The following is a 21,190-nucleotide window of genomic DNA, read 5'->3' on the forward strand; positions in this document are numbered from 1 at the left end:
CCTCCACGGCCATGCCCGCGCGGCAAGGTATCGGGAGGTGAGAGAGTGGGCAAGCGGGGGAGAGCGTAATCTCCCCCCTCGTGGGGGAAATGGCCCGGCATGCCAGAGGGGGGCGCTGTCCCGCCGACTTCTCGATAGTCCAGGTTCCCGCCGCCCCCCGCCTAATTCAGCACCCTCCCATCGATCTCCTCGACGTTGCGTGTCCCCGTGAGCGCCATCGTGACGGAGAGTTCCTTGCGCAGAATCTCAATTGCCGTCGCCACACCGGCCTCGCCGCCGGCGCCGAGGCCGTAGACATAGGCGCGTCCGACCAGGCAGGCCCGGGCGCCGAGCGCCAGCGCCCGCATCACATCTTGGCCCGAGCGCACGCCGCCGTCGAACAGCAACTCGATCTCCGAGCCCACCGCCTCGGCGATCCTGGGTAGCATCGAAATGGTCGACGGCGCGCCGTCGAGCTGCCTGCCACCGTGGTTGGACACCACGATGGCGTCGGCGCCCGCCTTGCTGGCGCTCCGTGCGTCGTCGACGTTGAGGATGCCCTTGAGGATCAGCTTGCCCGGCCAGATGCTCCTGATCCAGTCGACGTCGCTCCAGTTCAGCGTTGCATCGAATTGATGCGCTACCCAATCCGCCACCGCCTTGATGCTGTCCTCGCCCTTCACATGACCGGCGAGGTTGCCGAAGGTCCAGCGTTTGGCTGAGAGCATGCGGGCCGCCCAGCCCGGCCGACTGGCAATGTCAAGGATAGTGCGCGGCTTGAGCGCCGGCGGCACCGAGAGCCCGTTCCTGACATCGGCGTGACGCTGCCCCAGCACCTGCAGGTCGACGGTGAGTACCAGCGCGCTGCAGCGGGCGGCGAGCGCCCGCTCGACGAGCGCTCGCACGAAACCACGGTCCTTCATCACATAGAGCTGAAACCAGAACGGCTTGCCCACCGCTTGAGCAACGTCCTCCATAGAGCAGATCGACATCGTGCTCATCGTGTAGGGAATGCCGGCGACTTTTGCCGCGCGGCAGGCGAGGATCTCGCCATCGGCCCATTGCATGCCGCCGAGGCCGATCGGCGCAAGCGCCACCGGCAGCGCTACCCTCTCGCCGAGGATCGTGGTTGCCGTGTCGCGCTGCTCGACATCGACCAGCACGCGCTGTTTGAGCGTGATGCGCTCGAGGTCGGCGCTGTTGGCGCGCAGCGTCTGCTCCGCATAGGAACCGGACTCGAGATAGTCGAAAAAGACGCGCGGCACCCGGCGGCGCGCCGCCTGGCGCAGGTCCTCGATGCAGGTCATGCCTTTGAGAAACTGCGGAGCAGCCGATGCTGCCCCGATCGCATCTGCCAGCGTCACGATCCCTGTCGGGACATCGAGCACTGTGGGGACTACTCTTTCCATCGTCGTCCTCCCTTGAATATTAGCAAGCTCTGATCATTGAACGCCGCGCCCGCCCTGATGTAAATTCACTAGCGAGTATACTTTCACCGGCAGCGGCCGCCCCCATGCCCAGAGGGTCCGACGAGACCAGGCCTGAGATCTTGCAGGCGGCTTACAAGCTGTTCCGCCGGCGGGGCTTCTTCCGTGTCGGCATGGATGAGATCGCGGATGCTGCGGGCGTCACCAAGCGCACGCTCTACTACCACTTCGATAGCAAGGACGCGCTGCTGACCGCCGTGCTCGCCTTGCAGCACGAGCGTACCTTCGCCGACTTTCAGAACTACGGCATCGACCTGTCGGGCGGCGCGGCCGAGCTGATCGACAAGCTGTTCGAGGGCCTGGTCAAATGGACGTCCAAGCCGCGCTGGGCGGGCTCCGGCTTCACCCGGCTGGCGATCGAGCTCGCCGATCTATCCGGCCATCCCGCGCGCTCGATCGCCCGCCAGCACAAGGCGCTGATGGAGCGGCATCTGGAAACGCTGCTTGCTGAAGCGAACGTGCCGGCGCCCAAGGCACGGGCGCGCGAGCTCTTCCTGCTGATCGAAGGCGCCATGGTAATGATCCTGATCCATGGCGACCAAAGCTACTGCACTGCCGCCGCGGATGCGGCGAAGCGGCTGGTGGCGGACGGTTCGTCGCCGCCCATGTCGTGAGGGCAACTGGAACAGCGCCTCATTCCTTGGTGCCCCTCTCGGTTTTCGAGCGAGAACCTACTCCGGTGTGCGATTGAAGCCTGATGGAAAAGCCGGCGGGACAGCGCCCCCCTCTGCCCTGCCGGGCTTTCGTCGTTCGCAAAGCCAAGCAATTGGCTTCGCGTCCGCTACGCGGACCACTCCTCAACCCCCACAAGGGGGGAGATTACGCTCTCCACCGCCAGCCCATACATCGCCCTTGCCATCAAGCAATCATCGCCGCCGGGCATGCAGGCGCGGCAGACATGCGGGCGGACTTCGTAGATCGTACAGGCTGTCCCCTTGCCCACTTCGCCGCAAAGCGCTGAACAGCGGCTGCCCTCGCAGTGCATGCCGGACTGATCGGCGGCGACGAGCGCTTCGGGGATGCGGTCGAGTTCCGCATCCTCCTCGGTGGAGAAGCGCGGCCAGTCGGCCGAATAGGCGCAGCAGGCGCCGCAGCTCTGGCAGTCGAAGGCGGCTGATGCGTCGGTCAGGCTCAGGAAGGAATGGTCGTGCGGCAAGGCGATCCTCATACTGGCGACGCCTCTAGCACAGAGCCCGGAAAGCGCGCACGCCGACCGAAAAGATTTTTTTATTTTGCCGGGAACCTTTTCGCCGGCTGCGGGTTTCCTATTGTCGTCGACAGTTCACGAGCAATCGAGAAAGGTTGACGGCAAAAGCGCCTCCCGCGTCGTAAAAAGCGCGAGAGGCGTTTTTCATTGGGCCTCACATGATCGTGCTCAACATCGGCAGGATTTCATAACGGAAGCCGCGGCCCGAGCGCGACACCGGATCGCCGTCGGTCACGGCCCTGGCCTCGGCCTCGCCGCGGACGCGCAGGATCAACAGGCCCCAAGGCCCGGCGGTATCGGCGACGGGACCCGCCAGCATCATCATGCCATCTTGGAGCAGGCCGCGCAGATAGTCGGCATGCGCATTCATCAGCATCCGCTCCTCCTCCGTCAGTGTGAAGGCGAAATCCGGCCGCGGCGGGATCAACCGGCAATGGAAAACGGTCGGCGCCTTGCTGCCAGTCTCCTTGACAAGGAAGTCGCCGAGCCAGCCAAGCACGCGCTCCCAGCCGGAACCGTGGTCACGGCAGGAGTCGCGGCGCGCGCCGAAGCCGTCGTGGCACAGCGTCAGCCGCGTGCCGTTCTCCACCGCTTCCAGCGTATAGGTGACGGTGGTGACATGATCGCCGTCCCACGGCGCTATCCAGGTCATCACCAGGCGATGCGGCGGCTCGACCTCGAGATACTCGCCGCCGACATGGAAATCGTGGCCGTCAGCGCCCTTGCCTTCCGAGCGCCAGGCGCCGCCGGGCCGGACGTCGGCCGTGTGTTTCGTCGTCCGGTACATGTTGTCCGCGCCCCACCAGAGCGGGATCTGGTCCCCGGCGGTGATGGCGTGGAAGACGCGTTCCGGCGGCACGGCGATCGTCACCGTGGCAAGGATGGTGCCGGCTGACACGTCGGCGATCGCACGCGGTTTGTCATTGCTGGCCATTGGTCTCCTCCGGATTGGCGTTCTCCAGATAGGATTTGAGATTGCCGAGACTTTGCTGCCAGAAGTCGCGGTAAGGCAGGATCCAGTCCGCGACGTCCTTCAATTCGGCCGGCTCCAGCCGGTAGACGCGCTCACGGCCTTGCCGCCGCTCGGAAACGACGTTGAGCTCGCGCAGTATCCTCAGATGCTTGGAAATCGCCGGACGGCTCTGCGAGAAGGCGGAAGCCAGTTCGTTGACCGGCGCCGGGCCTTCCCGCAGCCGGTCGAGAATAGCGCGCCGCGTCGGATCGGCGATGGCGCGGAAGACGGAACGGTCGGGATCAGCCTGCGGCATAATATGTATCCATCTGGTTACGTATTATGCCGAAATGCGGCGCCGGTCAATTGTTGTCGACCGGGTTCGCTGATGGCTCAGCGCTCCTGGTCGGTCGGGCGGATGAGGATCTCGTTGATGTTGACGCGCGGCGGCTGACTGACGGCGTAGAGGATGGCGTTGGCGATATCCTCGGCGGTCAGCGCTTCCATGGTGGCGAGGCGGTGTTCGAGCCCGGCCTTGAATTCCTGGTTGGTGATGTGGTCGCCGAGTTCGGTCCGCACGAGGCCCGGCTCGATGACGGTGACGCGCACCTTGTCGGCATAGACCTCGCGGCGCAGCGACTCAGAGAAGGCGACGACGCCGAACTTGGTCGCCGCATAGCCGCTGGCGCCTGGGTTGGCGACGCGGCCGGCCACCGAGGAGACGTTGACGACATGGCCCTTGGAGGCCTTGAGGTGCGGCAGCGCGGCCTTGGTGGTTCCCATCAGGCCAACCAGGTTGAGCTCGATCATGCGGCGCCAGTCATCGAGGTCGGCTTCGGCCGTGGGCGCAAGCAGCATGACGCCGGCATTGTTGACGAGGATGTCGAGCCGGCCCCATTCGGAAGCGGCCCTGTCGACCATGGCGGCGACGTCGCCACCCTTGGCGATATCGGCTTCGATGGCGAATGCGGTGCCGCCGGCCTTTTCGATGCGGCTGGAGAGCGTCGCGAGACGATCGATGCGGCGGGCGGCGACAGCCACCTTCGCGCCGGCGGCGGCAAGTGCGGCCGCGGTCGCCTCGCCGATACCGGACGAGGCGCCGGTGACGAGCGCGACCTTACCCGAGAGAGGGGAATCTGTGGATGTCATGAGGAATCTCCAGCAACCCGCCCGCAGCCTTAGATAGGCCGCGCGAGGCATTCTGGAAGCCCGCCATCAGAGCAGTTGACGCATTCCGGACCGCTTCACACTTTTCCCGGAATTGCTTCAGTCCTGTTCGTGCGGCCCTGGCTCCGGCCATGGCTCCCTGGCGGCCTCGGCGTACCAGTGCCGCATCGCCGGGGTCGCCAACACGGTATCGACATAGGCGCGGGTGACGGGCGCCAGTTCGCCGCCATAGGTGTCGAAGCGAGTGACGACCGGCGCATACATGGCGTCGGCGGCGGTGAAATGGCCGAACAGAAACGGGCCGGCCCTGCCATATTGCTCACGGCACTGCCGCCATATCGTTTCGATGCGCGCCCGCTGCGCTTCACCCTCGGCATCGAGCGGCTTGTAGGCCTTCGGCCGGCGCAAATTCATCGGCCAGCCGTAACGGACCTCGCGGAAGCCGGAATGCATCTCGGTCGCCACCGAGCGCGCCAAGGCGCGGGCGCTGGCATCGTCCGGCCAGAGTTTTTTCTCCGGGAAGAGGTCGGCCAGATATTCAAGGATCGCAAGGGTTTCCCAGACAATCCTGTTATTATGATTCAAGACCGGCACCAGGCCGGTCGGCGACACCTTGGCGAGATTGGCGGCAGTCTCGGACGTGCGCAGGCGCACGAAACTTTCTTCGAACGGAATCTCCAGATGCCGCATCGCCACCCAGGGTCTGAGCGACCATGACGAAAAGCATTTGTTGCCAATGAAGAGCGTGAATTCCGCCATGGTTGCCCACTTCATGCCGATTGCGACGTCAGGCTAACCGCTTCGCCTTCCCGCCGAAAGTCCTCGCCGCGACTTGCAGGTAGGACGGAACCCGAACGTTATCGGTTCGTTGTCGTGTCGGGTGCGGCCCCCGCATCCGACCCAGGAGATGCGGACATGGTGAACAGGGATCAGGTCGCCGGTATCGCCAAGCAGGTAAAAGGCTCGGTCAAGCAGGCGGCCGGCAAAGCCACCGGCAACCGGCGCATGCAGGTGGAAGGCGTGTCCGAAAAGATCGCCGGCAAGGTGCGCAAGGCCTATGGCGACGTGAAGGACAAGGTCCGCAAGGCGCTCTGATCCCGCAAACGGCCCCCTCCGGGCGGCCTGTTTTCATGCCTCGAACTGCTTGGAGAACGCGTTGGTGAAGACCACCTCGCCATGGTCGCCGGCCGCCTCGCCCAGCGCGACATCGATGTTGTCATCGGTCACCCGCGCCAGCGCGAAGCCGCCCATATAGGCAGCCTTCGGCTTGACGAGGTCGAGCCCGTCGCGCTGGTAGATCATCGGCACCTCGTGCTGATGGCCGTGGAAGATCGCGATCACGTTGTAGCCCTTCAGCGCGGCGACCAACGCCTGGCGGTCGGCGTCGCCCCACCAGTGCGGCCGGCCCGCGCCTTCGTCGCCATAGGCGCGCTTTGCCGGGTCCCAGCGCTCGATCGAGAAGGTGTCCCAGCCATAGTGCTGGAACAGGATCACCGGGCGGCCGTCGGCGGCATAGGTGGCCAGGTCCTGCTTCAGCCAAGGCAGGCTGCTTATCGCGCCATGGCCGGTGTCGCCGGCGAAGCGGTGCGTCTGGACAAGATGCAGGCCGCCCCAGTCCCACGAATAGCAGTCGGTGTCGACGTCGTAGTTTGTCGCCGGCACCGGCGGCTTGAAGAACACGCCGGGGCGATGGTTGACCTCGACATAGTCGCGCAATTCGCGGCGATACCAGTCGACATGCGGAGGCGACCCGTTCTGGTCGAGATCGTGGTTGCCGAGACCGACATAGACGGGAATGTGGACGCGGTCCGGCCCGACGCCCTGCTGATAGCGCTGGCTGAATTGCAGAAGCTGCGTGCCTTCGCTGGGCTCGGTGACCTGGCCGCCGCCGTCGTCGGTGATGTCGCCGCCGGTGACGAGGCCGAGCGGCGTGCCGATGCGCGTGCCGGCCGAATGCAGGCCAGTGGCGACGCCGTTGATCTCGACCGGCCATTCCTTGTCCGAAATCCCGTTCAAGGCCGCCACATTGCGCAGCAAGGCCGCGTCGGTCTTGCCTTCCTGTTCGCAATGAGGACTCAACTTGCGCGCCATGCGGCAGGCATGGATGTCAGCGATGAACAGAAAAGTCGCGTCGATCGGCTGGATGCGCCGGCCGGTCTGGGCGAAAGCGGCACGCGGCAAAGTGCAGGCCGCGGCGAGGCCTCCCATCCGCTCGAGGAAAGCGCGGCGAGAAAAGGACGATGAGGGTGGTCGATTCATGATCACCCGATTGAACAGTTTCAGCGCCGGATCGTCCAGATTGGGCATGGCGACTTTTCGCGCCTAATGCATGTCGCGCAAAAGTGCGCAGCGGTTTTGCGCGACATGCATAAAAACAAAGACTTAAAGCGCGTCGCCTGAATCCGTTTCAGTGCGACGCGCTTTAGGCCCGGGTCGACAGAGCCACCTCGGTCTGCCATTGCTTCAGGGGGCAACCTGAGCGAGCAGAGGAGGACAGCATGAGAACCAAAACGTTCGGCATGATGGTCGCCGCGCTGGCACTTGCCGGCTCGGCGCAGGCGGCCGACTGCGTCGACGCCAAGTCCGCCAAGACGGGCTTCGTGCTGGAGAAGCCCGGCATCCGCAGCGAGTTCCGGCCGGCGCCGGGCGGCATGGTCGCGGTCGTCAACGACTACCAGTCGCAGTCGCCGCAGACGCAATATCTCTACGCCGGGCTGATCGAGGTCTTTCGCGACAGCGACACCGGCCGGCTGTCGATGATCCCGCTCGGCGACATCAAGAAGCTGTTCCCGCTGAAGGCGGGCGCCAAGAGCAAGACCGAGTTCCTGCGGTTGTCGGCGAAGAAGGCGCCGAAGGGCACCGAAACGCTGGCGCTCGCCGTCAAGGGCAAGGAGACCTACAAGCTGGGTGACTGCAAATACAGCGTGCTGGCGGTGAGCGAGACGATCACCGGCGATTCCGGCGCGGTGGTCGACAGCTTCACCGCGCTCTATTCGCCGGATCTGCGGGCCGTGCTAGCGCGGCGCTATGACGAGGGTACCAGCGCGCAGAGCGAGGTGGGATTCGAGACGATCAAGCCGTTGAAGGAGTGAGGCCGGTCGAAGAGAACATCGGAGACGCCGGCGGGACAGCGCTTTCCCGCCAACTCTTCAGCGGACCGTCTGCCGTCGCAATACCCTGCGGCGCCGCTTCGCTGGCAATCCGCTCTGCGATGGCGACGGCTCGACACTCTCCAGCCCTTTCAAACACTCCCGCAACACTTCCGAGTCCTGTGCGGTCTTGGCCATAGACATCGCTCCGGAATAGGCCGCCACGATGAGCGCGGCGAAGCGGTCGGGATCTGTGCCGCCCTCCGCGCCGGCCTCTTGATCGTCCCGCATCTTGTCGGCGATCGCCTGCCGCCAGCCGGCGAAGATGTCGGCGAGCGCCAAACGAAATTCGTCGTCCGCCAACGACAGTTCATGCGCCAGGTTGTTGAGCGGGCAGCCACGCACATAGCCCTGCTGCTCCAGTTCCACCGCCACCGCCTCGAACACAGCGCGAACGCCTTCGCGCGCCGAAGGCGCCGCCCGCACCGGGGTTATCCAGGTTTCCTCAACAGCTGCCGCCACACGCTCCTCGATCACCGCCAACGCCAGCGCCTTCTTGGTCGGGAAATGGTGGTGCAGCGCGCCGCCCGTGACGCCGGCGGCCGCCATCAGGTCGCCGAGGCTCGAGGCGTGATAGCCGCGCGCCTGGAAGGAGTCTTCCGCCACGTCGAGCACACGGCGGCGCATGCCTTCTGGGTCGTTGGTGCGTTTCTTGCGCCGCGAGCGCGGCTGAGCTGCAATCTCTCCTGACATGCCGCCAAGATATCAGATTGACAAAACAGGACAACCGGTCTGTTTATAAACAGGATGATCACCCTGTTTTGGAATCGATAATGGATCTCGCTCGAAACGAAATGTCACCTCGCCTTGCCTCGCCGGTAATGGAACTCCGCCAATACACGCTGAAGCCCGGCCGGCGCGAAACGCTGATCGCGCTGTTCGACCGGGAGTTCATCGAGACGCAGGAGGCGACCGGCATGACCGTCATCGGCCAGTTCCGCGACCTCGACCGCCCCGACATGTTCGTCTGGCTGCGCGGTTTCGAGGACATGGAGGTGAGGAAGGACGCGCTGACCGCCTTCTATGGCGGGCCGGTGTGGACCAGGCATCGCGACGCCGCCAATGCGACGATGATCGATTCCGACGATGTGCTGCTTCTGAAGCCGGCCTGGCAGAGCGCGAGGTTCGACCTGTCGGGATTGCATCGGCCAGCCGCAAGCGACGTCGAAAACAGGAGCCGGGAGAGTCACTTGGACGGCATTGTTGAGATACAGATTCATCATTTGCGCCCGGGCATGGAAGCTGGCTTTGCTGAGCGTTTCCAGGCGGAGGCGGTTCCGCAACTCGCGGCAAACGGCACGCGCCTGCTTGGCGCCTTCGTCAGCGAGCATGCCGAAAACACCTTTCCACGGCTGCCTGTGCGAGCCGGCGAAAATGTCTTCATCGCCGTCCTTGGTTTCGACGACGAAACCGCCCATGCACGCTATAGCGTCGCCCTCGCCGCTTCGCGCGACACCCTGCAGGCCGATCGCGCAAAGCCGGCCGAGGTGCTGCGCCTGACGCCGACGGCCCGATCGCTGCTGAGGTGATCACGCTAGCGCGTTCTGAAACGTCCCGGCGATCGCGTCGGCGACAAGGGCGGGATCCTCCCAATGCGGGTTGTGACCGCAATCCCGCGCAAAGACGAGATGTGATCCGGCCAGTGCTTCAACCAGGGCCTGCTGGTGCGCTTCGCCGAAAAGCGGATCGCAGGCGCCCGCTATGACCAGCGTCCGGACCCGCACGGCCAGTGCCGCGGCGGTCAGATCAGTCCGGCGGATTTCTTCGAGAATGGCGCGCCAGCGCGCCGCCGGCATGGCCGAAGCATCCGCCGCCAGGCCGGCAAGAAAGGCCTGCGGCACGCCGGGTCCGCAGGCATGCCACCAGTCGTAGAACGGATCGGCCGGCGAGATGGGATCGCGCAGCGCCGCGACGCCGGCGACGAGGGGATGGTCCGGAAGGAAATCGGTCTTCAGCGTGCCGGCCATGACCACCAACCCGCCGATCAGTTCCGGATGCCGCGCCGCAAGCGCGATCGACACCATGGCGCCAAGCGAATGGCCGACGACGACCGGCCGCTCGACCCGCAAGCGACGGATCAGCCCGGCCATGTCTTCGGCGAAATCGGCAACGGCGCAGCCCTCGCCCGCCTGCGAGGCGCCGTGGCCGCGCAGGTCGGGCATGATCAGCCGGTGGCCGGAAAGATGCGGCGCAAGCAGCGAGAAGCTGCGGCTGGTGTCGGTGAAGCCGTGGACGAGCAGCAGCGACGGCTCCGAACCGGCGACCTCGACATAGGCAAGATCGAGGTCACCGACATCGACGAACCGCTTGCGGCCGGCCCAGGCGCCCTGCTCGGCCTGTTGCTCCGGCAGGTCCATTGCCTCCGGCCTCACAGTCCGAGCTTTTCCTTGACCGCGGCAAGGCCGGGCTTGCCGTCGAAGGTGGTGACGCCGGCGAGCCAGGCGTCGAGGCGGTCCTTGTTCAGGGTGATCGACTTCAGGGCGCCTTCCTCCGGCTTCATGCCGTCATTGATGAGGTAGCCCATGCCGACATTCTCCAGATCGATGTCGAAGGCGAGGTTGTTCAGGAACCGCGCCACATTCGGGCATTGCTGCAGAAAACTCTTGCGCACCTGGGTCGTCACGGTGGCGGCGCCGAAATTCGGGCCGAAGAACTTGTCGCCGCCGGTCAGGTACTTGAAGTCGTACATCGTGTTCATCGGATGCGGCGCCCAGCCCTGGAAGACGATGAACTGCTTCTCCTTGATCTCGTAGCCGACCTCCGAGAGCATGCCGGCTTCGCTCGACTCGACCACTGCCAGCCGTCGAGCTGGAACTGAGGGTCGGCGATGGCGTCCATCATCAGCTGGTTCGAGCCGGGCTCGATGCCGTACATCTTCTTGCCGAACTTGTCGGCGAACTTGTGCAGGTCGGCCACGTCCTTGACGCCGGCTTCCCAGACATAGGTCGGCACGGCGAAGGTGTATTTCGCGCCGACCAGATTGACGCGGACATTCTCGATCGAGCCGTCCTGCTTGTAGGGCTCGTAGTAGGTGACCATCGCCGGGTCCCAGTAGCCGAGGAACAGGTCGAGGTCTTTGTTCTTCATGCCTTCGTAGATGACGTTGATGCCGAGCACCTCGCTCTGCGGCTCGTAGCCCAGGGCCTGGAGCAGGACCTTGGCCACGCCGGTGGTGAAGGCGAGATCGTTCCAGCCGGGCTCCGCCATACGGACCGCCCTACACTCACCCGCCTCGGCCGCATAAGCCGTTTGAGCTGCCAGCATCAAAGCAGCCAGACAAACGCCATTCGCAAGCATGCGCAACATTTCGTTTCTCCTCATATTGACCATTTGGTCATGTTATTGTCCCATTGGTCAATTGTTGATCTGAGCGGACGAAAATGTCAACATGGATTCGTCATGCATGGATCGATCCGGTGAAGCTCACACGTCTCAGCGACATACGCCGCAAGGAGTTGCGGCAGGCGGCCTTCGCTGTGCTGGAGCGAGAGGGCATTGCCGGAGCGACGCTGGAAAAGGTGGCGGCCCAGGCCGGCGCCTCGAAAGGCATCGTGCTGCATTATTTCCGCAACAAGCAGGAATTGTTCGAGCACGCGATGCGCGAGGCAAATGCCGTGCTGTGCAACGCGGTGGTAGCGCGGCTCAAGCGGGCGCGGACTTCGATGGAGCGGCTGGAAGCGGTGATCGAGGGCAATTTCGAGGAGCATCTGTTCCTGCCGCCTCTCTGCCACGCCTGGCTGTCGCTCTGCGCCGAGGTGCCGCGCGACGAGAAGCTGGCGCGCATCCAGAAGGTGATCCACGCGCGCATGCGCTCGAACCTGTTGTCCGGCCTGCGCGGCCTCGCATCGCCGGAACTGGCCGACGAGATCGTGCTCGGCGTCACCGCGCTGATCGACGGGCTGTGGCTGAGGCTCGGCCTGCAGCCGGGCAGCGTCACACGCGAGCAGGCTGTCCGGCAGGTGAAGGACTATGTCGCGGGGCGGCTTGCCCTGCCACAACCCGCTGCCGCCGGCCTGGCCTCGGCCGGATAAAGTTCATACCGGACGATAGGCCTTCGGGTTGACCACCCGCGCCATTCGGCGCTGCATTCCTGCGCGACAATTGCAGGGGCATGGCGATGCGACTTCACGGCAAACGGGCGCTGGTCACCGGCGGATCGGACGGCATCGGCCTGGCGATCGCCGAAGCTTTTGTCCGCGAAGGCGCCGATGTGCTGATCGTCGGCCGCGACACCGGCAAGCTGGAGACCGCGCGCGACACGCTGACCGGAGAGGCTAAAGGCGGCGGCACCGTCGAGACGCTCCCGGCCGATCTCGCCGCCAGCGCCGGCATCGATGCCGTGGCAGCCCATATCAGGCAATCCAGCCGGCAGCTCGACGTCCTCGTCAACAATGCCGGCGTCGCCTATTTCGTGCCGTTCGAAGCGGTCAGCGAGGAAGAGTTCCGGCAGTCCTTCACGCTTAATGTGACGGCGGCGTTCTTCCTCACGCAGCGGCTGCTGCCGCATCTGGGCGCCAGCGCTTCGGTCATCAACATCTCGTCCTACTTCGCCAACAAGATGATCCCGAAGCGGCCGTCGAGCCTCTATTCGCTGTCGAAAGGCGCGATGAATTCGCTGACCAAGTCGCTCGCCTTCGAGCTCGGCCCGCACGGCATCCGCGTCAACGCCATTGCACCCGGCACCGTCGACACCGCCATGCGGCGGAAGTCGATCGTCAACCTGCCGGCCGAAGCGCAAGCCGAACTCAAGGCCTATGTCGAGCGCAGCTATCCGCTCGGCCGCATCGGCCGGCCCGCGGATGTTGCCGGCATGGCTGTGCATCTGGCTAGCGACGAAGCCGCTTGGACCAGTGGCGCGATATTTGCGGTCGATGGCGGCTACACGGCGGGGTAAGGTTGTATATCGGCCATGCCGTCCCAGTCCTTGAATCCGAGTTTCCCCACTTCATCCAGAACCTGCTCGCGGACCCAGCGATGCGGCGGCTCGTCGTCGCGGCGGGCGTGCCAGTACATCCTGACCGCAGGCGAAGGTATCGAGATCGGCGGTTGATAAATGCCGATCGGCAAGGATTTTGCGGCTGCCGTCGCGAACTGCCTTGGGACGGCGGCCAGATAAGGCCCGCTCGCCACCGCGAGCGCAACGGCCTGGAAATGCGGCAGGGCGAGCGTAACCCGGCGCGTCCGGCCCATCCTGCCCAGCGCGTCGTCGGTGAAGCCCGACATCGAGCCATCGATGGAGCGCAGCGCATGCGGCAGTTCGCAGAAGAGATCGAGTGGCACCTGCTCGCCCTCGCCGATGCCCGCCTGGCGTAGCTCGACATTGTCTTTCGCCGCGATGATGGCGAAGGGCGAGCCGAACAGCGGCACGCTGGAGACCCATTCGGCGACCTCCAGCGGACGCTCCAGCGCCACGTCGATCTGATCTTCCTGCAGCAGCCTAGAGACATCGCCGATGGCGCTATCCAGAAAGCGGAACGAAACGCGCGGCGCCATCGCCGCGATGCGGGCGGCGAATGGCGGCATCAGCAGCATCGAAAAAAAGTCCGCGCCCATGAAGGTGAAGGTGCGTTCGAGTCTCGCCGGATCGAAGCCGGTCGTAGGCTGGAAGGCGCGCTCGATCTCGCGCAGCGCCGCGCGCACCGGCTCGGCCAGGCTTTCGGCGCGCGGCGTCGGCACCATGTCGTTGCCGCGCCTCACGAAAAGCTGGTCGTTGAGCGCATGGCGCAGGCGGTTGAGCGCCGCGCTCACGGCTGGCTGGCTGAGGCCGATCTGCTCGCCGGCGCGCGTCACGCTCTTCTCGCGCAACAGCGCGTCGAGGACTCTCACCAGATTGAGATCCAGAGCGTTCAAATTCATCGCATCAATCCGCCCCATACGATCATTCGATTTCCATCGCCCGCCCGTCCCTGGTTAGGTCGCGTCGACGCCGCTTCGCCGGCCCAACAAGGGGAGAGCAGCCATGACAATGATCAACAGCGCCATCACAGGCAAGGAACTCCTTTGGTTCAACAACACGCTCGTTGCCATCCAGGTCTCCGCGGCCGACGGCGAGGACGGCATCTGCGTCATCGAGCATCGTCTGCCCTATGGCGATTCTCCACCGCTGCATGTGCATCGGAACGAGGATGAGATTTTTCACATCATCGAGGGGCGGATGCGGTTCCAGATCAACGGCCATGAGCGGATGGTCGGCTCCGGCGAGACCGTCATCGCGCCGAAAGGCCTGCCGCATACGTTCAAGGTCGAATCCCCGGAAGGCGCGCATACGCTCACCGTCACGCGCGGTTCGGATTTCGAGACGATGGTTCGCCAGGCGAGCCGGCCGGCGGAACGGCCGAACCTGCCCCCGCCGGCCGAGCCGACGCCGGAGATGATTGAAGTGCTGACAAGAATTTGCTGGAAGAACGGCATCGATATTGTTGGGCCGCCGATAGAATGAGCGCTTTCCCTTCTCCCCTTGTGGGAGAAGGTGTCGCCGAAGGCGACGGATGAGGGGTGCTCCAGGGAAAGCCAGCGTCTCACTCCGCTGGAACACCCCTCATCCGTCTCGGCGCTGCGCGCCGATCCACCTTCTCCCACAAGGGGAGAAGGAAGAGGGCGCACCTTCAAACCGATTTGCATCCCCCTCCCCCGCAATCTCCGCTTGATGCGTTTTGTGCAACGCGATACGCCGTTGCCCAAAATCGACAGACCGGAGATTTCCCGTGAGCGCTGAAAAGACCAGAACCGAAACCGATACGTTCGGTCCCATCGAGGTCACGGCCGACCGCTACTGGGGGGCGCAGGGGCAACGTTCATTGGGCAATTTCAAGATCGGCTGGGAAAAGCAGCCGGCCTCGATCGTCCGCGCGCTCGGCGTCGTCAAGCGCGCCGCGGCCGAAGTGAACATGGAGATGAAGCGGCTCGACCCCACCGTCGGCAAGGCGATCGTCGAGGCCGCGCAGGAAGTGATCGACGGCAAGCTCGACGACCATTTCCCGCTGGTGGTGTGGCAGACGGGCTCGGGCACGCAGTCCAACATGAACGCCAACGAAGTGATCTCCAACCGGGCGATCGAGATGCTCGGCGGCGTCATGGGCTCGAAGAAGCCGGTGCACCCGAACGACCACGTCAATATGAGCCAGTCGTCGAACGACACCTACCCCACGGCCATGCACATCGCCTGTGCCGAGCGGGTCGCACACCACCTGATCCCTGCCTTGCACCACCTGCACAAGGCGCTCGACGCCAAAGCCCGCGCCTTCAATCACATCATCAAGATCGGCCGCACCCATACGCAGGACGCCACGCCGCTGACGCTCGGCCAGGAATTTTCCGGCTATGCCGCGCAGGTCGCCTCCTCGATCAAGCGCATCGAGCAGACGCTGCCCGGCCTGCAGGAACTGGCGCAGGGCGGCACGGCCGTCGGCACCGGCCTCAACGCGCCGGTGGGTTTTGCCGAGAAGGTGGCAGACCGCATCGCTTCGATCACCGGCATTTCCTTCGTCACCGCGCCGAACAAGTTCGAGGCACTTGCCGCGCATGACTCCATGGTCTTCTCGCATGGCGCGATCAACGCGGCGGCCGCCGCGCTATTCAAGATCGCCAACGATATCCGCTTCCTCGGCTCCGGCCCGCGCTCGGGCCTCGGCGAGCTGTCGCTGCCGGAGAACGAGCCGGGCTCCTCGATCATGCCGGGCAAGGTCAACCCGACCCAGTGCGAGGCGCTGACGCAGGTCTGCGTGCAGGTGTTCGGCAACAACGCCGCGCTCACCTTCGCCGGCAGCCAGGGCCATTTCGAGCTCAACGTCTACAACCCGCTGATGGCCTACAATTTCCTGCAGTCGGTGCAGTTGCTCGCCGATGCGTCGGTCTCGTTCACCGACAATTGCGTAGTCGGCATCGAGGCGCGGGAAGACAACATCAAGGCGGCGCTCGACCGTTCGCTGATGCTGGTGACGGCGCTCGCTCCCACCATCGGTTACGACAACGCCGCCAAGATCGCCAAGACCGCGCACAAGAACGGCACCACGCTGCGCGAGGAAGCTCTTGCCACCGGGCTGGTTAGCGAGGCCGATTACGACCGGCTGGTGCGCCCGCAGGACATGACGCATCCGGGGTAGTTCCTCGGCGCGGCAAATCGCAGACGTTCACAATTGGCTGACGCCTCCCCAACGTCGTCATCCACGGGCGGAGCAGGAGCGAAGCTCCTGCGCAGACCCTGGGATCCATGCCGTAACCTTGGCCGAAGGGCACAGCGGAACAGAATTCTGCACCGCGGCGGCTGCTTTGAAGTCACGGAATGGATCCTCGGGTCTGCGCTGCGTCGCTTCGCTCCTTGCTTCGCCCGTGGATGACGAAGCCATAGGGATTTTGCGGCAGCACAATTTGCTCCCCGAACCCAATCCGCCGACATGAATTTCGCGTCGACCGCGGAACCGTGGGACAATAGGTTCTGTGAACAATGTGTCGCCACATAGGTGGCTTTGGTGAACAGTCTTCGTCGTCTATCTGACTGGCATTCAACCCCATTCGGAGACTCGCCATGTCCATCAACACTTCCGCCGCTACCGCCGGCACCGCGTCCAACAGCTCCACCACGATCCTGCTCGGCCGCATCCTGCTCGCGGTCATCTTCCTGCTTTCCGGCTTCGGCAAGCTCACCGCCATTTCCGGCACTGCCGGATACTTCGGCGCCCTCGGCCTGCCGTTGCCGACCGTAACCGCCGTTGTCGTCGGCCTGATCGAACTGCTCGGCGGCCTTGCCATTCTCGTCGGCTTCCAGACGCGGATCGCCGCCTGGGTGCTCGCCATCTTCACGATCGCCACCGGGCTGGTCGCTCATACCGGCTGGGCCGACCAGATGCAGATGATCCAGTTCCTCAAGAACCTCGCCATCACCGGAGGCTTCATCCTGCTGGCCTCGTCGGGCGCCGGCGCCTATTCGATCGACGCCAAGCGCGGCTGAAGTCTTTTTCCTCCCAGGCCGAAATGAATGCGGCGCGGAATTTTCCGCGCCGCTTTTTCGTTTTCCGGTTGTAGGCGTAGACTGCGCCGGCAGCCGGCGTGATGCCGGCAAGGGAGGTGACCAATGCCCCGCAACGCATTGCTTCTCGTCTCGCGGCTGCTGCTCGCCGCGTTGTTCGTGCCCTCCGGTTTCCAGGCGCTCACCAACATCGCCGGCACGACCAGCTATTTCGCCGGCCTCGGCCTGCCGCTGCCGACTTTAGCCGCCTGGGGCACCGGCCTGTTCGAGCTGATCGCCGGATTGTTGATCCTGATCGGCTTCCAGACGCGGATCGCAGCACTGCTGCTTGCCGCCTTCTCGATCGCAGCCGGTTTCATCGGCCATTACGGTCAGGGCGCCGACGACGCGACTTTAGCCTTCATGCACCAGCAGATGCTGATGAAGGACATTGCAATTGCCGGCGGCTTCCTGGCGCTCGCCATGGCCGGCGCGGGCGCGTGGTCGGCGGACGGACGCGGCTTCGGCATCGGCGCCGAGGTGACGTGAGCCAATCTATTTCACCGAAACGCTCGGCCCGCCCTCGACCGCCAGCACCAGGCGGCGGTTGGTGATGCGCGCCAGTTGCGCCAGCCGACCGGCGGGGCGCTCGCCATAGAGGTCGGCAAGCGATGCCGGCAGCACCAGCGCCAGCGCGCCATTGCCGCGGCTTTCCCATTTCAGCCGCGGCATCACGCCCGGCATCGCCGCCGTGAGCAGGTAGACGACACGCATCATCGCCGCGAGCACACGCGCGCGCTCGAGCACGCGCGGCGGCGCCAGCGCCTTGATCTCGGGCGCTATGCTATCGTTGAAGATGCCGTCATGCCGGTAGGCGCTGGCTAAAGCCAGATAGGCGCGGCCGGGATGGTCGACGCCGATGAAAGAGGCATGCGCGATGATGTTGAGCGACTGCCTGCCGCGATATTCCGGATGCGCGCGCCAGCCGATATCGGCGAGCAGGCAGGCGGCGTGGCGGTAGCGCGCCTCGTCCACCGTCTCGTCGATGCCGAAGGCCTTGAAGGCCTTGCCGGTCCATTCGACGAGGTCGTGCGCGTGGTGGACCGAGCGCGAGCGCAAAAGCGCCAGCTCTTCGGCGGCCGAGATCAGCGGATCGGCTTTCTGCTCGGCCGCGTCGAGCAGCGAATAGAGGAAGCCTTCGCGCACGCCTTGGGCCGAGACGATGATCTTCGACGGCTGCATCGCCGCCATGATCTCCTGCAGCACGACCGCGCCGTAGGGTAAGAGCGAGCGGCGGTTCTTGGAGACGCCCTCGATGCCCCGGACCTTCTCGACCTCGCCCTTGGCCACCTGCCTGAGGAAGCTCTGGGCGCTATCGGCGCCGATCTCGTAATGATGCATCACGCCAAGCGGGTAGTTGTTCATCTCCATGTGCAGCCGGGCGAGGTTTCGCCAGGTGCCGCCGACGGCGTAGAAGACCCTGCCCTGCCCGCCCTTCAAAAGCTTCGCCCGCGCCAATTCCTGGCGGGTGATCTTCTGTGCCTGGACCAGCGAGTTCTTCGCCATATCCTGCAGGCGCAGGCCGCCCAGCGGCAGCGTGATACCGTCGCCGATCGCCTCGCCATTGATGTCGACGAGCTCCAGGCTGCCGCCGCCAAGGTCGCCGGCGATGCCGTTGGCCGGATAGAAGCCGGAGATGACGCCGAGCGCGGAATAGTGCGCCTCTTGCCGGCCGGAGAGCACGCGGATCTCGGTCTTCAGCACGTCCTCGGCGCGGTGGATGAAATCCGGGCCGTTGACCGCCTCGCGCGCCGCCGCGGTCGCCAGCACGAACATGTGCTCGGCGCCGGCCTGATCCGAAAGCGCGCGAAAACGGCGGAACTCCTCCATCGAGCGCGTCACCGCCTCGGGATCGAGCTTGCCCGTCGAAACGATGCCGCGACCAAGCCCAGCCAGCATCTTTTCGTTGAACAAAAGCGTCGGCGAGCGCGCCAGCCCTTCATAGACGACGAGGCGGATCGAGTTCGATCCGATGTCGATGATCGACAGCGGCCGCCGGTCCTGGAGCCGGCCCTGGGAAATCGAAATCACGCGGCGGCGTTCTTCTTGCGGCGCTTGAACTGGGCAATGCGCCTGGGCGCATGCGATTTCAGCGCGTCACCCCGTCCGGAAAGGCTCGGATTGGTCATGAAATATTCCTGCGCGTTGAACGGTTCCTCGCCCTCCTCCAGCGCGACGCGCCGGGAGGTGCCGTCAGCCAATACGTCGAAACTTTGCTGGTTGTCCATGATGTTGCCGAGCATGATCTGGCCAAGCACCTGTTCATGCACAGTTGGGTTGGTGATCGGCACCAGGGTCTCGACGCGGCGGTCGAGATTGCGCGGCATCATGTCGGCAGAGGAGATGTAGACGATCGCCTCGTCGGACGGCAGGCCGTAGCCGTTGCCGAAGCAGTAGATGCGGCTGTGCTCGAGAAAGCGGCCGACGATCGACTTCACCCTGATGTTCTCCGAAAGACCCGGCACCTGCGGCCTCAGGCAGCATATGCCGCGCACGACGAGGTCGATCTCGACGCCGGCGCGGCTCGCGTCGTAAAGCGCGTCGATGACGGTGGGATCGACGAGCGAATTCATCTTCATCCAGATGCGGGCCGGCCGGCCGTCACGCGCATAGGCGATCTCCTCGGAGATGTGCCTCAGGATGCGGTTGCGCAGCGTGAAGGGCGACACGGCAAGGCGCATCTCCTCGGCCGGTTCGGCATAGCCGGTGATGAAGTTGAAGATCTGCGCTACGTCGCGCGCGATCGTCGGGTCGGTGGTGAAGAAGGACAGGTCTGTGTAGATGCGGGCGGTGACGGGATGATAGTTGCCGGTGCCGAGATGGACGTAGTTGCGCAGCCTTCCATCCTCGCGGCGCACGATCAGCGACATCTTGGCGTGTGTCTTCAATTCCAGGAAGCCGAAGACGACCTGGACGCCGGCGCGCTCGAGATCGCGTGCCCAGCGGATGTTGGCCTCCTCGTCGAAGCGCGCCTTGAGCTCGACCAGCGCCGTGACCGACTTGCCGGCTTCGGCCGCGTCAATCAATGCACGCACGATCGGGCTGTCGTTCGAGGTGCGGTAGAGCGTCTGCTTGATGGCGACGACTTCCGGATCGGCGGCCGCCTGGCGCAGGAACTGCACCACCACGTCGAAGGATTCGTAAGGGTGGTGGACGATGATGTCCTTCTCGCGGATGGCGGCCAGGCAGTCGCCGCCATGCTCGCGGATGCGCTCGGGGAAACGCGGATTGTAGGGCGTGAATTTAAGGTCGTCGCGCGGGATGGCGACGATCTCGGAGATCTGGTTGAGCGCCAGAGGGCCGGTAAGCACGCTGATGCGGCTCGACGTGACGCCGAGCTCGCCGGCGACGAAGTCGCGCAGCTCGGCCGGCATCAGCGTGTCGAATTCGATGCGGATCACGGACCCGCGGCGACGGCGCTTCAGCGCCGTCTCGAACAGCCGCACGAGATCTTCCGACTCCTCCTCGACCTCGATATCGCTGTCGCGGATGATGCGGAACGTGCCCGAGCCCTTGACCTCATATCCGGGGAAAAGCTTGCCGATATAGAGGCCGACCGCTTCTTCCAGCGGGATGAAGCGTACATGGTGCTTGCGGTCGGGCAGACGGATGAAGCGCCGCAGCGCCACCGGCAGGCGCAGCAGCGCGCTCATCTCCTCGCCGTTCTTGCGATGGCGCAGTTGCAGCGCCATCGAGAAGCCGAGATTGGGAATGAACGGGAACGGGTGCGCCGGGTCGATCGACAGCGGCGTCAGCACCGGAAACACCTGGTCCTGGAAATGCTCTTCCAGCCAGGCCCTCTCGTCCTTGGTCAGCGCGTCGCGGGTTATGCTCTCGATGCCTTCCTTGTTGAGCAGCTCCATCAAGGTCGACAGGCTCTTCTGCTGGTCTTCCTGCAGGCGCTCGACCTCGCGCAGCAATTGCTCGAGCTGCTGCTCGGGGGTGCGGCCGTCCGGGCTCTTCAGCGCAATGCCTTCGCGCACCTGGCCGGCAAGGCCGGCGACGCGGACCATGAAGAATTCGTCGAGATTGGCGGCCGAGATCGACAGGAAGCGCACGCGCTCGAGCAGCGGATGGCGCTCGTTCAGCGATTCTTCCAGCACGCGCCGGTTGAACTGCAGCCAGGAGAACTCCCGATTGACGAAACGGTCGGGATTGCCGCCGTCCGGGCTTGCTGCCTCGACGGTGATGAACTCGCTTTGTACCGGCCTCAGTTCACTCATGGTTTCCTGCTCTTGCCCGCAA

The 21,190-nt window shown here is 64.7% G+C and carries 22 protein-coding genes and 1 pseudogene; 10 read left to right on the forward strand and 13 right to left on the reverse strand.

What is annotated here, in order from left to right; all coding sequences use genetic code 11:
* Window positions 1-161: 161 nt before the first annotated feature.
* A complete protein-coding gene (locus tag ABID26_RS32920; RefSeq protein WP_245460359.1) occupies window positions 162-1,286 on the reverse strand; it encodes an alpha-hydroxy acid oxidase in 1,125 nt (374 codons plus the stop codon).
* A gap of 206 nt (window positions 1,287-1,492) precedes the next feature.
* Between ABID26_RS32920 and ABID26_RS32925 the strand changes: the two genes are divergently transcribed.
* Window positions 1,493-2,080 carry a TetR/AcrR family transcriptional regulator gene (locus ABID26_RS32925; protein WP_354417731.1) on the forward strand — a complete coding sequence of 196 codons (588 nt, stop codon included), beginning with the start codon at window positions 1,493-1,495 and terminating at the stop codon, window positions 2,078-2,080.
* Window positions 2,081-2,247: 167 nt separating this feature from the next.
* Here ABID26_RS32925 and ABID26_RS32930 read toward each other — a convergent pair whose 3' ends face one another.
* The 5 genes from ABID26_RS32930 to ABID26_RS32950 all read right to left on the reverse strand — a co-directional run bounded on the left by ABID26_RS32930 (window position 2,248) and on the right by ABID26_RS32950 (window position 5,551).
* The gene (locus ABID26_RS32930) at window positions 2,248-2,634 is read right to left on the reverse strand and encodes a YkgJ family cysteine cluster protein (RefSeq protein ID WP_126100664.1); all 387 of its coding nucleotides are present in this window, start codon (window positions 2,632-2,634) and stop codon (window positions 2,248-2,250) included.
* Window positions 2,635-2,827: 193 nt separating this feature from the next.
* Window positions 2,828-3,607: an SRPBCC domain-containing protein gene (locus ABID26_RS32935; RefSeq protein ID WP_354417733.1), complete on the reverse strand. Its 780-nt coding sequence runs from the start codon at window positions 3,605-3,607 to the stop codon at window positions 2,828-2,830.
* A complete protein-coding gene (locus ABID26_RS32940) occupies window positions 3,594-3,941 on the reverse strand; it encodes an ArsR/SmtB family transcription factor (protein WP_126100666.1) in 348 nt (115 codons plus the stop codon). The genes ABID26_RS32935 and ABID26_RS32940 overlap by 14 nt, the downstream gene beginning before the upstream one ends.
* 77 nt (window positions 3,942-4,018) lie before the next feature.
* Window positions 4,019-4,774, reverse strand: coding sequence for an SDR family NAD(P)-dependent oxidoreductase (locus ABID26_RS32945; RefSeq protein WP_292343855.1), 756 nt, complete (start codon window positions 4,772-4,774; stop codon window positions 4,019-4,021).
* Between the two features lie 117 nt (window positions 4,775-4,891).
* Window positions 4,892-5,551, reverse strand: a complete 660-nt coding sequence (locus tag ABID26_RS32950; RefSeq protein ID WP_292341300.1) for a glutathione S-transferase family protein — start codon at window positions 5,549-5,551, stop codon at window positions 4,892-4,894.
* A 156-nt stretch (window positions 5,552-5,707) separates the two neighbouring features.
* Here ABID26_RS32950 and ABID26_RS32955 point away from each other — a divergent pair, with 156 nt between their 5' ends.
* A complete protein-coding gene (locus ABID26_RS32955) occupies window positions 5,708-5,887 on the forward strand; it encodes a CsbD family protein (protein ID WP_292341301.1) in 180 nt (59 codons plus the stop codon).
* A gap of 33 nt (window positions 5,888-5,920) precedes the next feature.
* Here ABID26_RS32955 and ABID26_RS32960 read toward each other — a convergent pair whose 3' ends face one another.
* Entirely contained in the window at window positions 5,921-7,051 is a 1,131-nt protein-coding gene (locus tag ABID26_RS32960) for a metallophosphoesterase (RefSeq protein ID WP_354417747.1), read from the reverse strand.
* A gap of 239 nt (window positions 7,052-7,290) precedes the next feature.
* Here ABID26_RS32960 and ABID26_RS32965 point away from each other — a divergent pair, with 239 nt between their 5' ends.
* On the forward strand, window positions 7,291-7,884 hold the full coding sequence (locus tag ABID26_RS32965; RefSeq protein WP_126100670.1) for a hypothetical protein: 594 nt from the start codon (window positions 7,291-7,293) through the stop codon (window positions 7,882-7,884).
* Window positions 7,885-7,941: 57 nt separating this feature from the next.
* On the opposite strand, the gene ABID26_RS32970 is transcribed toward ABID26_RS32965, so the two are convergent.
* Complete coding sequence (locus ABID26_RS32970) at window positions 7,942-8,568, reverse strand: TetR/AcrR family transcriptional regulator (protein WP_354417749.1); 627 nt, start codon at window positions 8,566-8,568, stop codon at window positions 7,942-7,944.
* A gap of 146 nt (window positions 8,569-8,714) precedes the next feature.
* On the opposite strand from ABID26_RS32970, the gene ABID26_RS32975 reads away from it, so the two are divergent.
* Window positions 8,715-9,470 (forward strand): NIPSNAP family protein, encoded by a 756-nt coding sequence (locus ABID26_RS32975; RefSeq protein WP_435528634.1) that lies wholly within the window; start codon window positions 8,715-8,717, stop codon window positions 9,468-9,470.
* Here the strand turns inward: ABID26_RS32975 and ABID26_RS32980 are convergent, their stop codons facing one another.
* On the reverse strand, window positions 9,471-10,313 hold the full coding sequence (locus ABID26_RS32980; protein WP_354417737.1) for an alpha/beta fold hydrolase: 843 nt from the start codon (window positions 10,311-10,313) through the stop codon (window positions 9,471-9,473).
* A pseudogene (gene choX, locus ABID26_RS32985) lies at window positions 10,310-11,247 on the reverse strand (choline ABC transporter substrate-binding protein). Before choX ends, ABID26_RS32980 begins: the two are co-directional and overlap by 4 nt.
* 74 nt (window positions 11,248-11,321) lie before the next feature.
* Here choX and betI point away from each other — a divergent pair.
* Both betI and ABID26_RS32995 read left to right on the forward strand, forming a co-directional pair.
* Window positions 11,322-11,972 (forward strand): choline-binding transcriptional repressor BetI, encoded by a 651-nt coding sequence (gene betI, locus ABID26_RS32990; protein ID WP_292304239.1) that lies wholly within the window; start codon window positions 11,322-11,324, stop codon window positions 11,970-11,972.
* Window positions 11,973-12,058: 86 nt separating this feature from the next.
* A complete protein-coding gene (locus ABID26_RS32995; protein ID WP_292304240.1) occupies window positions 12,059-12,835 on the forward strand; it encodes an SDR family NAD(P)-dependent oxidoreductase in 777 nt (258 codons plus the stop codon).
* Here the strand turns inward: ABID26_RS32995 and ABID26_RS33000 are convergent.
* A complete protein-coding gene (locus ABID26_RS33000) occupies window positions 12,820-13,797 on the reverse strand; it encodes a LysR family transcriptional regulator (protein ID WP_292304242.1) in 978 nt (325 codons plus the stop codon). The two genes, ABID26_RS32995 and ABID26_RS33000, sit on opposite strands and share 16 nt — an antisense overlap.
* 103 nt (window positions 13,798-13,900) lie before the next feature.
* On the opposite strand from ABID26_RS33000, the gene ABID26_RS33005 reads away from it, so the two are divergent.
* The 4 genes from ABID26_RS33005 to ABID26_RS33020 all read left to right on the forward strand — a co-directional run bounded on the left by ABID26_RS33005 (window position 13,901) and on the right by ABID26_RS33020 (window position 17,434).
* Window positions 13,901-14,380, forward strand: coding sequence for a cupin domain-containing protein (locus ABID26_RS33005; protein WP_292343866.1), 480 nt, complete (start codon window positions 13,901-13,903; stop codon window positions 14,378-14,380).
* Window positions 14,381-14,645: 265 nt separating this feature from the next.
* Complete coding sequence (gene fumC / locus ABID26_RS33010; RefSeq protein WP_292298384.1) at window positions 14,646-16,043, forward strand: class II fumarate hydratase; 1,398 nt, start codon at window positions 14,646-14,648, stop codon at window positions 16,041-16,043.
* 422 nt (window positions 16,044-16,465) lie between these two features.
* Window positions 16,466-16,888, forward strand: coding sequence for a DoxX family protein (locus ABID26_RS33015; protein ID WP_126100677.1), 423 nt, complete (start codon window positions 16,466-16,468; stop codon window positions 16,886-16,888).
* A gap of 123 nt (window positions 16,889-17,011) precedes the next feature.
* Window positions 17,012-17,434 (forward strand): DoxX family protein, encoded by a 423-nt coding sequence (locus tag ABID26_RS33020; RefSeq protein ID WP_292304052.1) that lies wholly within the window; start codon window positions 17,012-17,014, stop codon window positions 17,432-17,434.
* Window positions 17,435-17,440: 6 nt separating this feature from the next.
* On the opposite strand, the gene ppx is transcribed toward ABID26_RS33020, so the two are convergent.
* Both ppx and ABID26_RS33030 read right to left on the reverse strand, forming a co-directional pair.
* Window positions 17,441-18,976, reverse strand: coding sequence for an exopolyphosphatase (ppx, locus tag ABID26_RS33025; protein WP_292304050.1), 1,536 nt, complete (start codon window positions 18,974-18,976; stop codon window positions 17,441-17,443).
* On the reverse strand, window positions 18,973-21,168 hold the full coding sequence (locus ABID26_RS33030) for an RNA degradosome polyphosphate kinase (protein WP_126100680.1): 2,196 nt from the start codon (window positions 21,166-21,168) through the stop codon (window positions 18,973-18,975). Before ABID26_RS33030 ends, ppx begins: the two co-directional genes overlap by 4 nt.
* Window positions 21,169-21,190 lie beyond the last annotated feature (22 nt).

The organism is Mesorhizobium shonense, assembly GCF_040545255.1.
In the GTDB taxonomy this organism is placed as follows: Bacteria; Pseudomonadota; Alphaproteobacteria; order Rhizobiales; family Rhizobiaceae; genus Mesorhizobium; species Mesorhizobium shonense.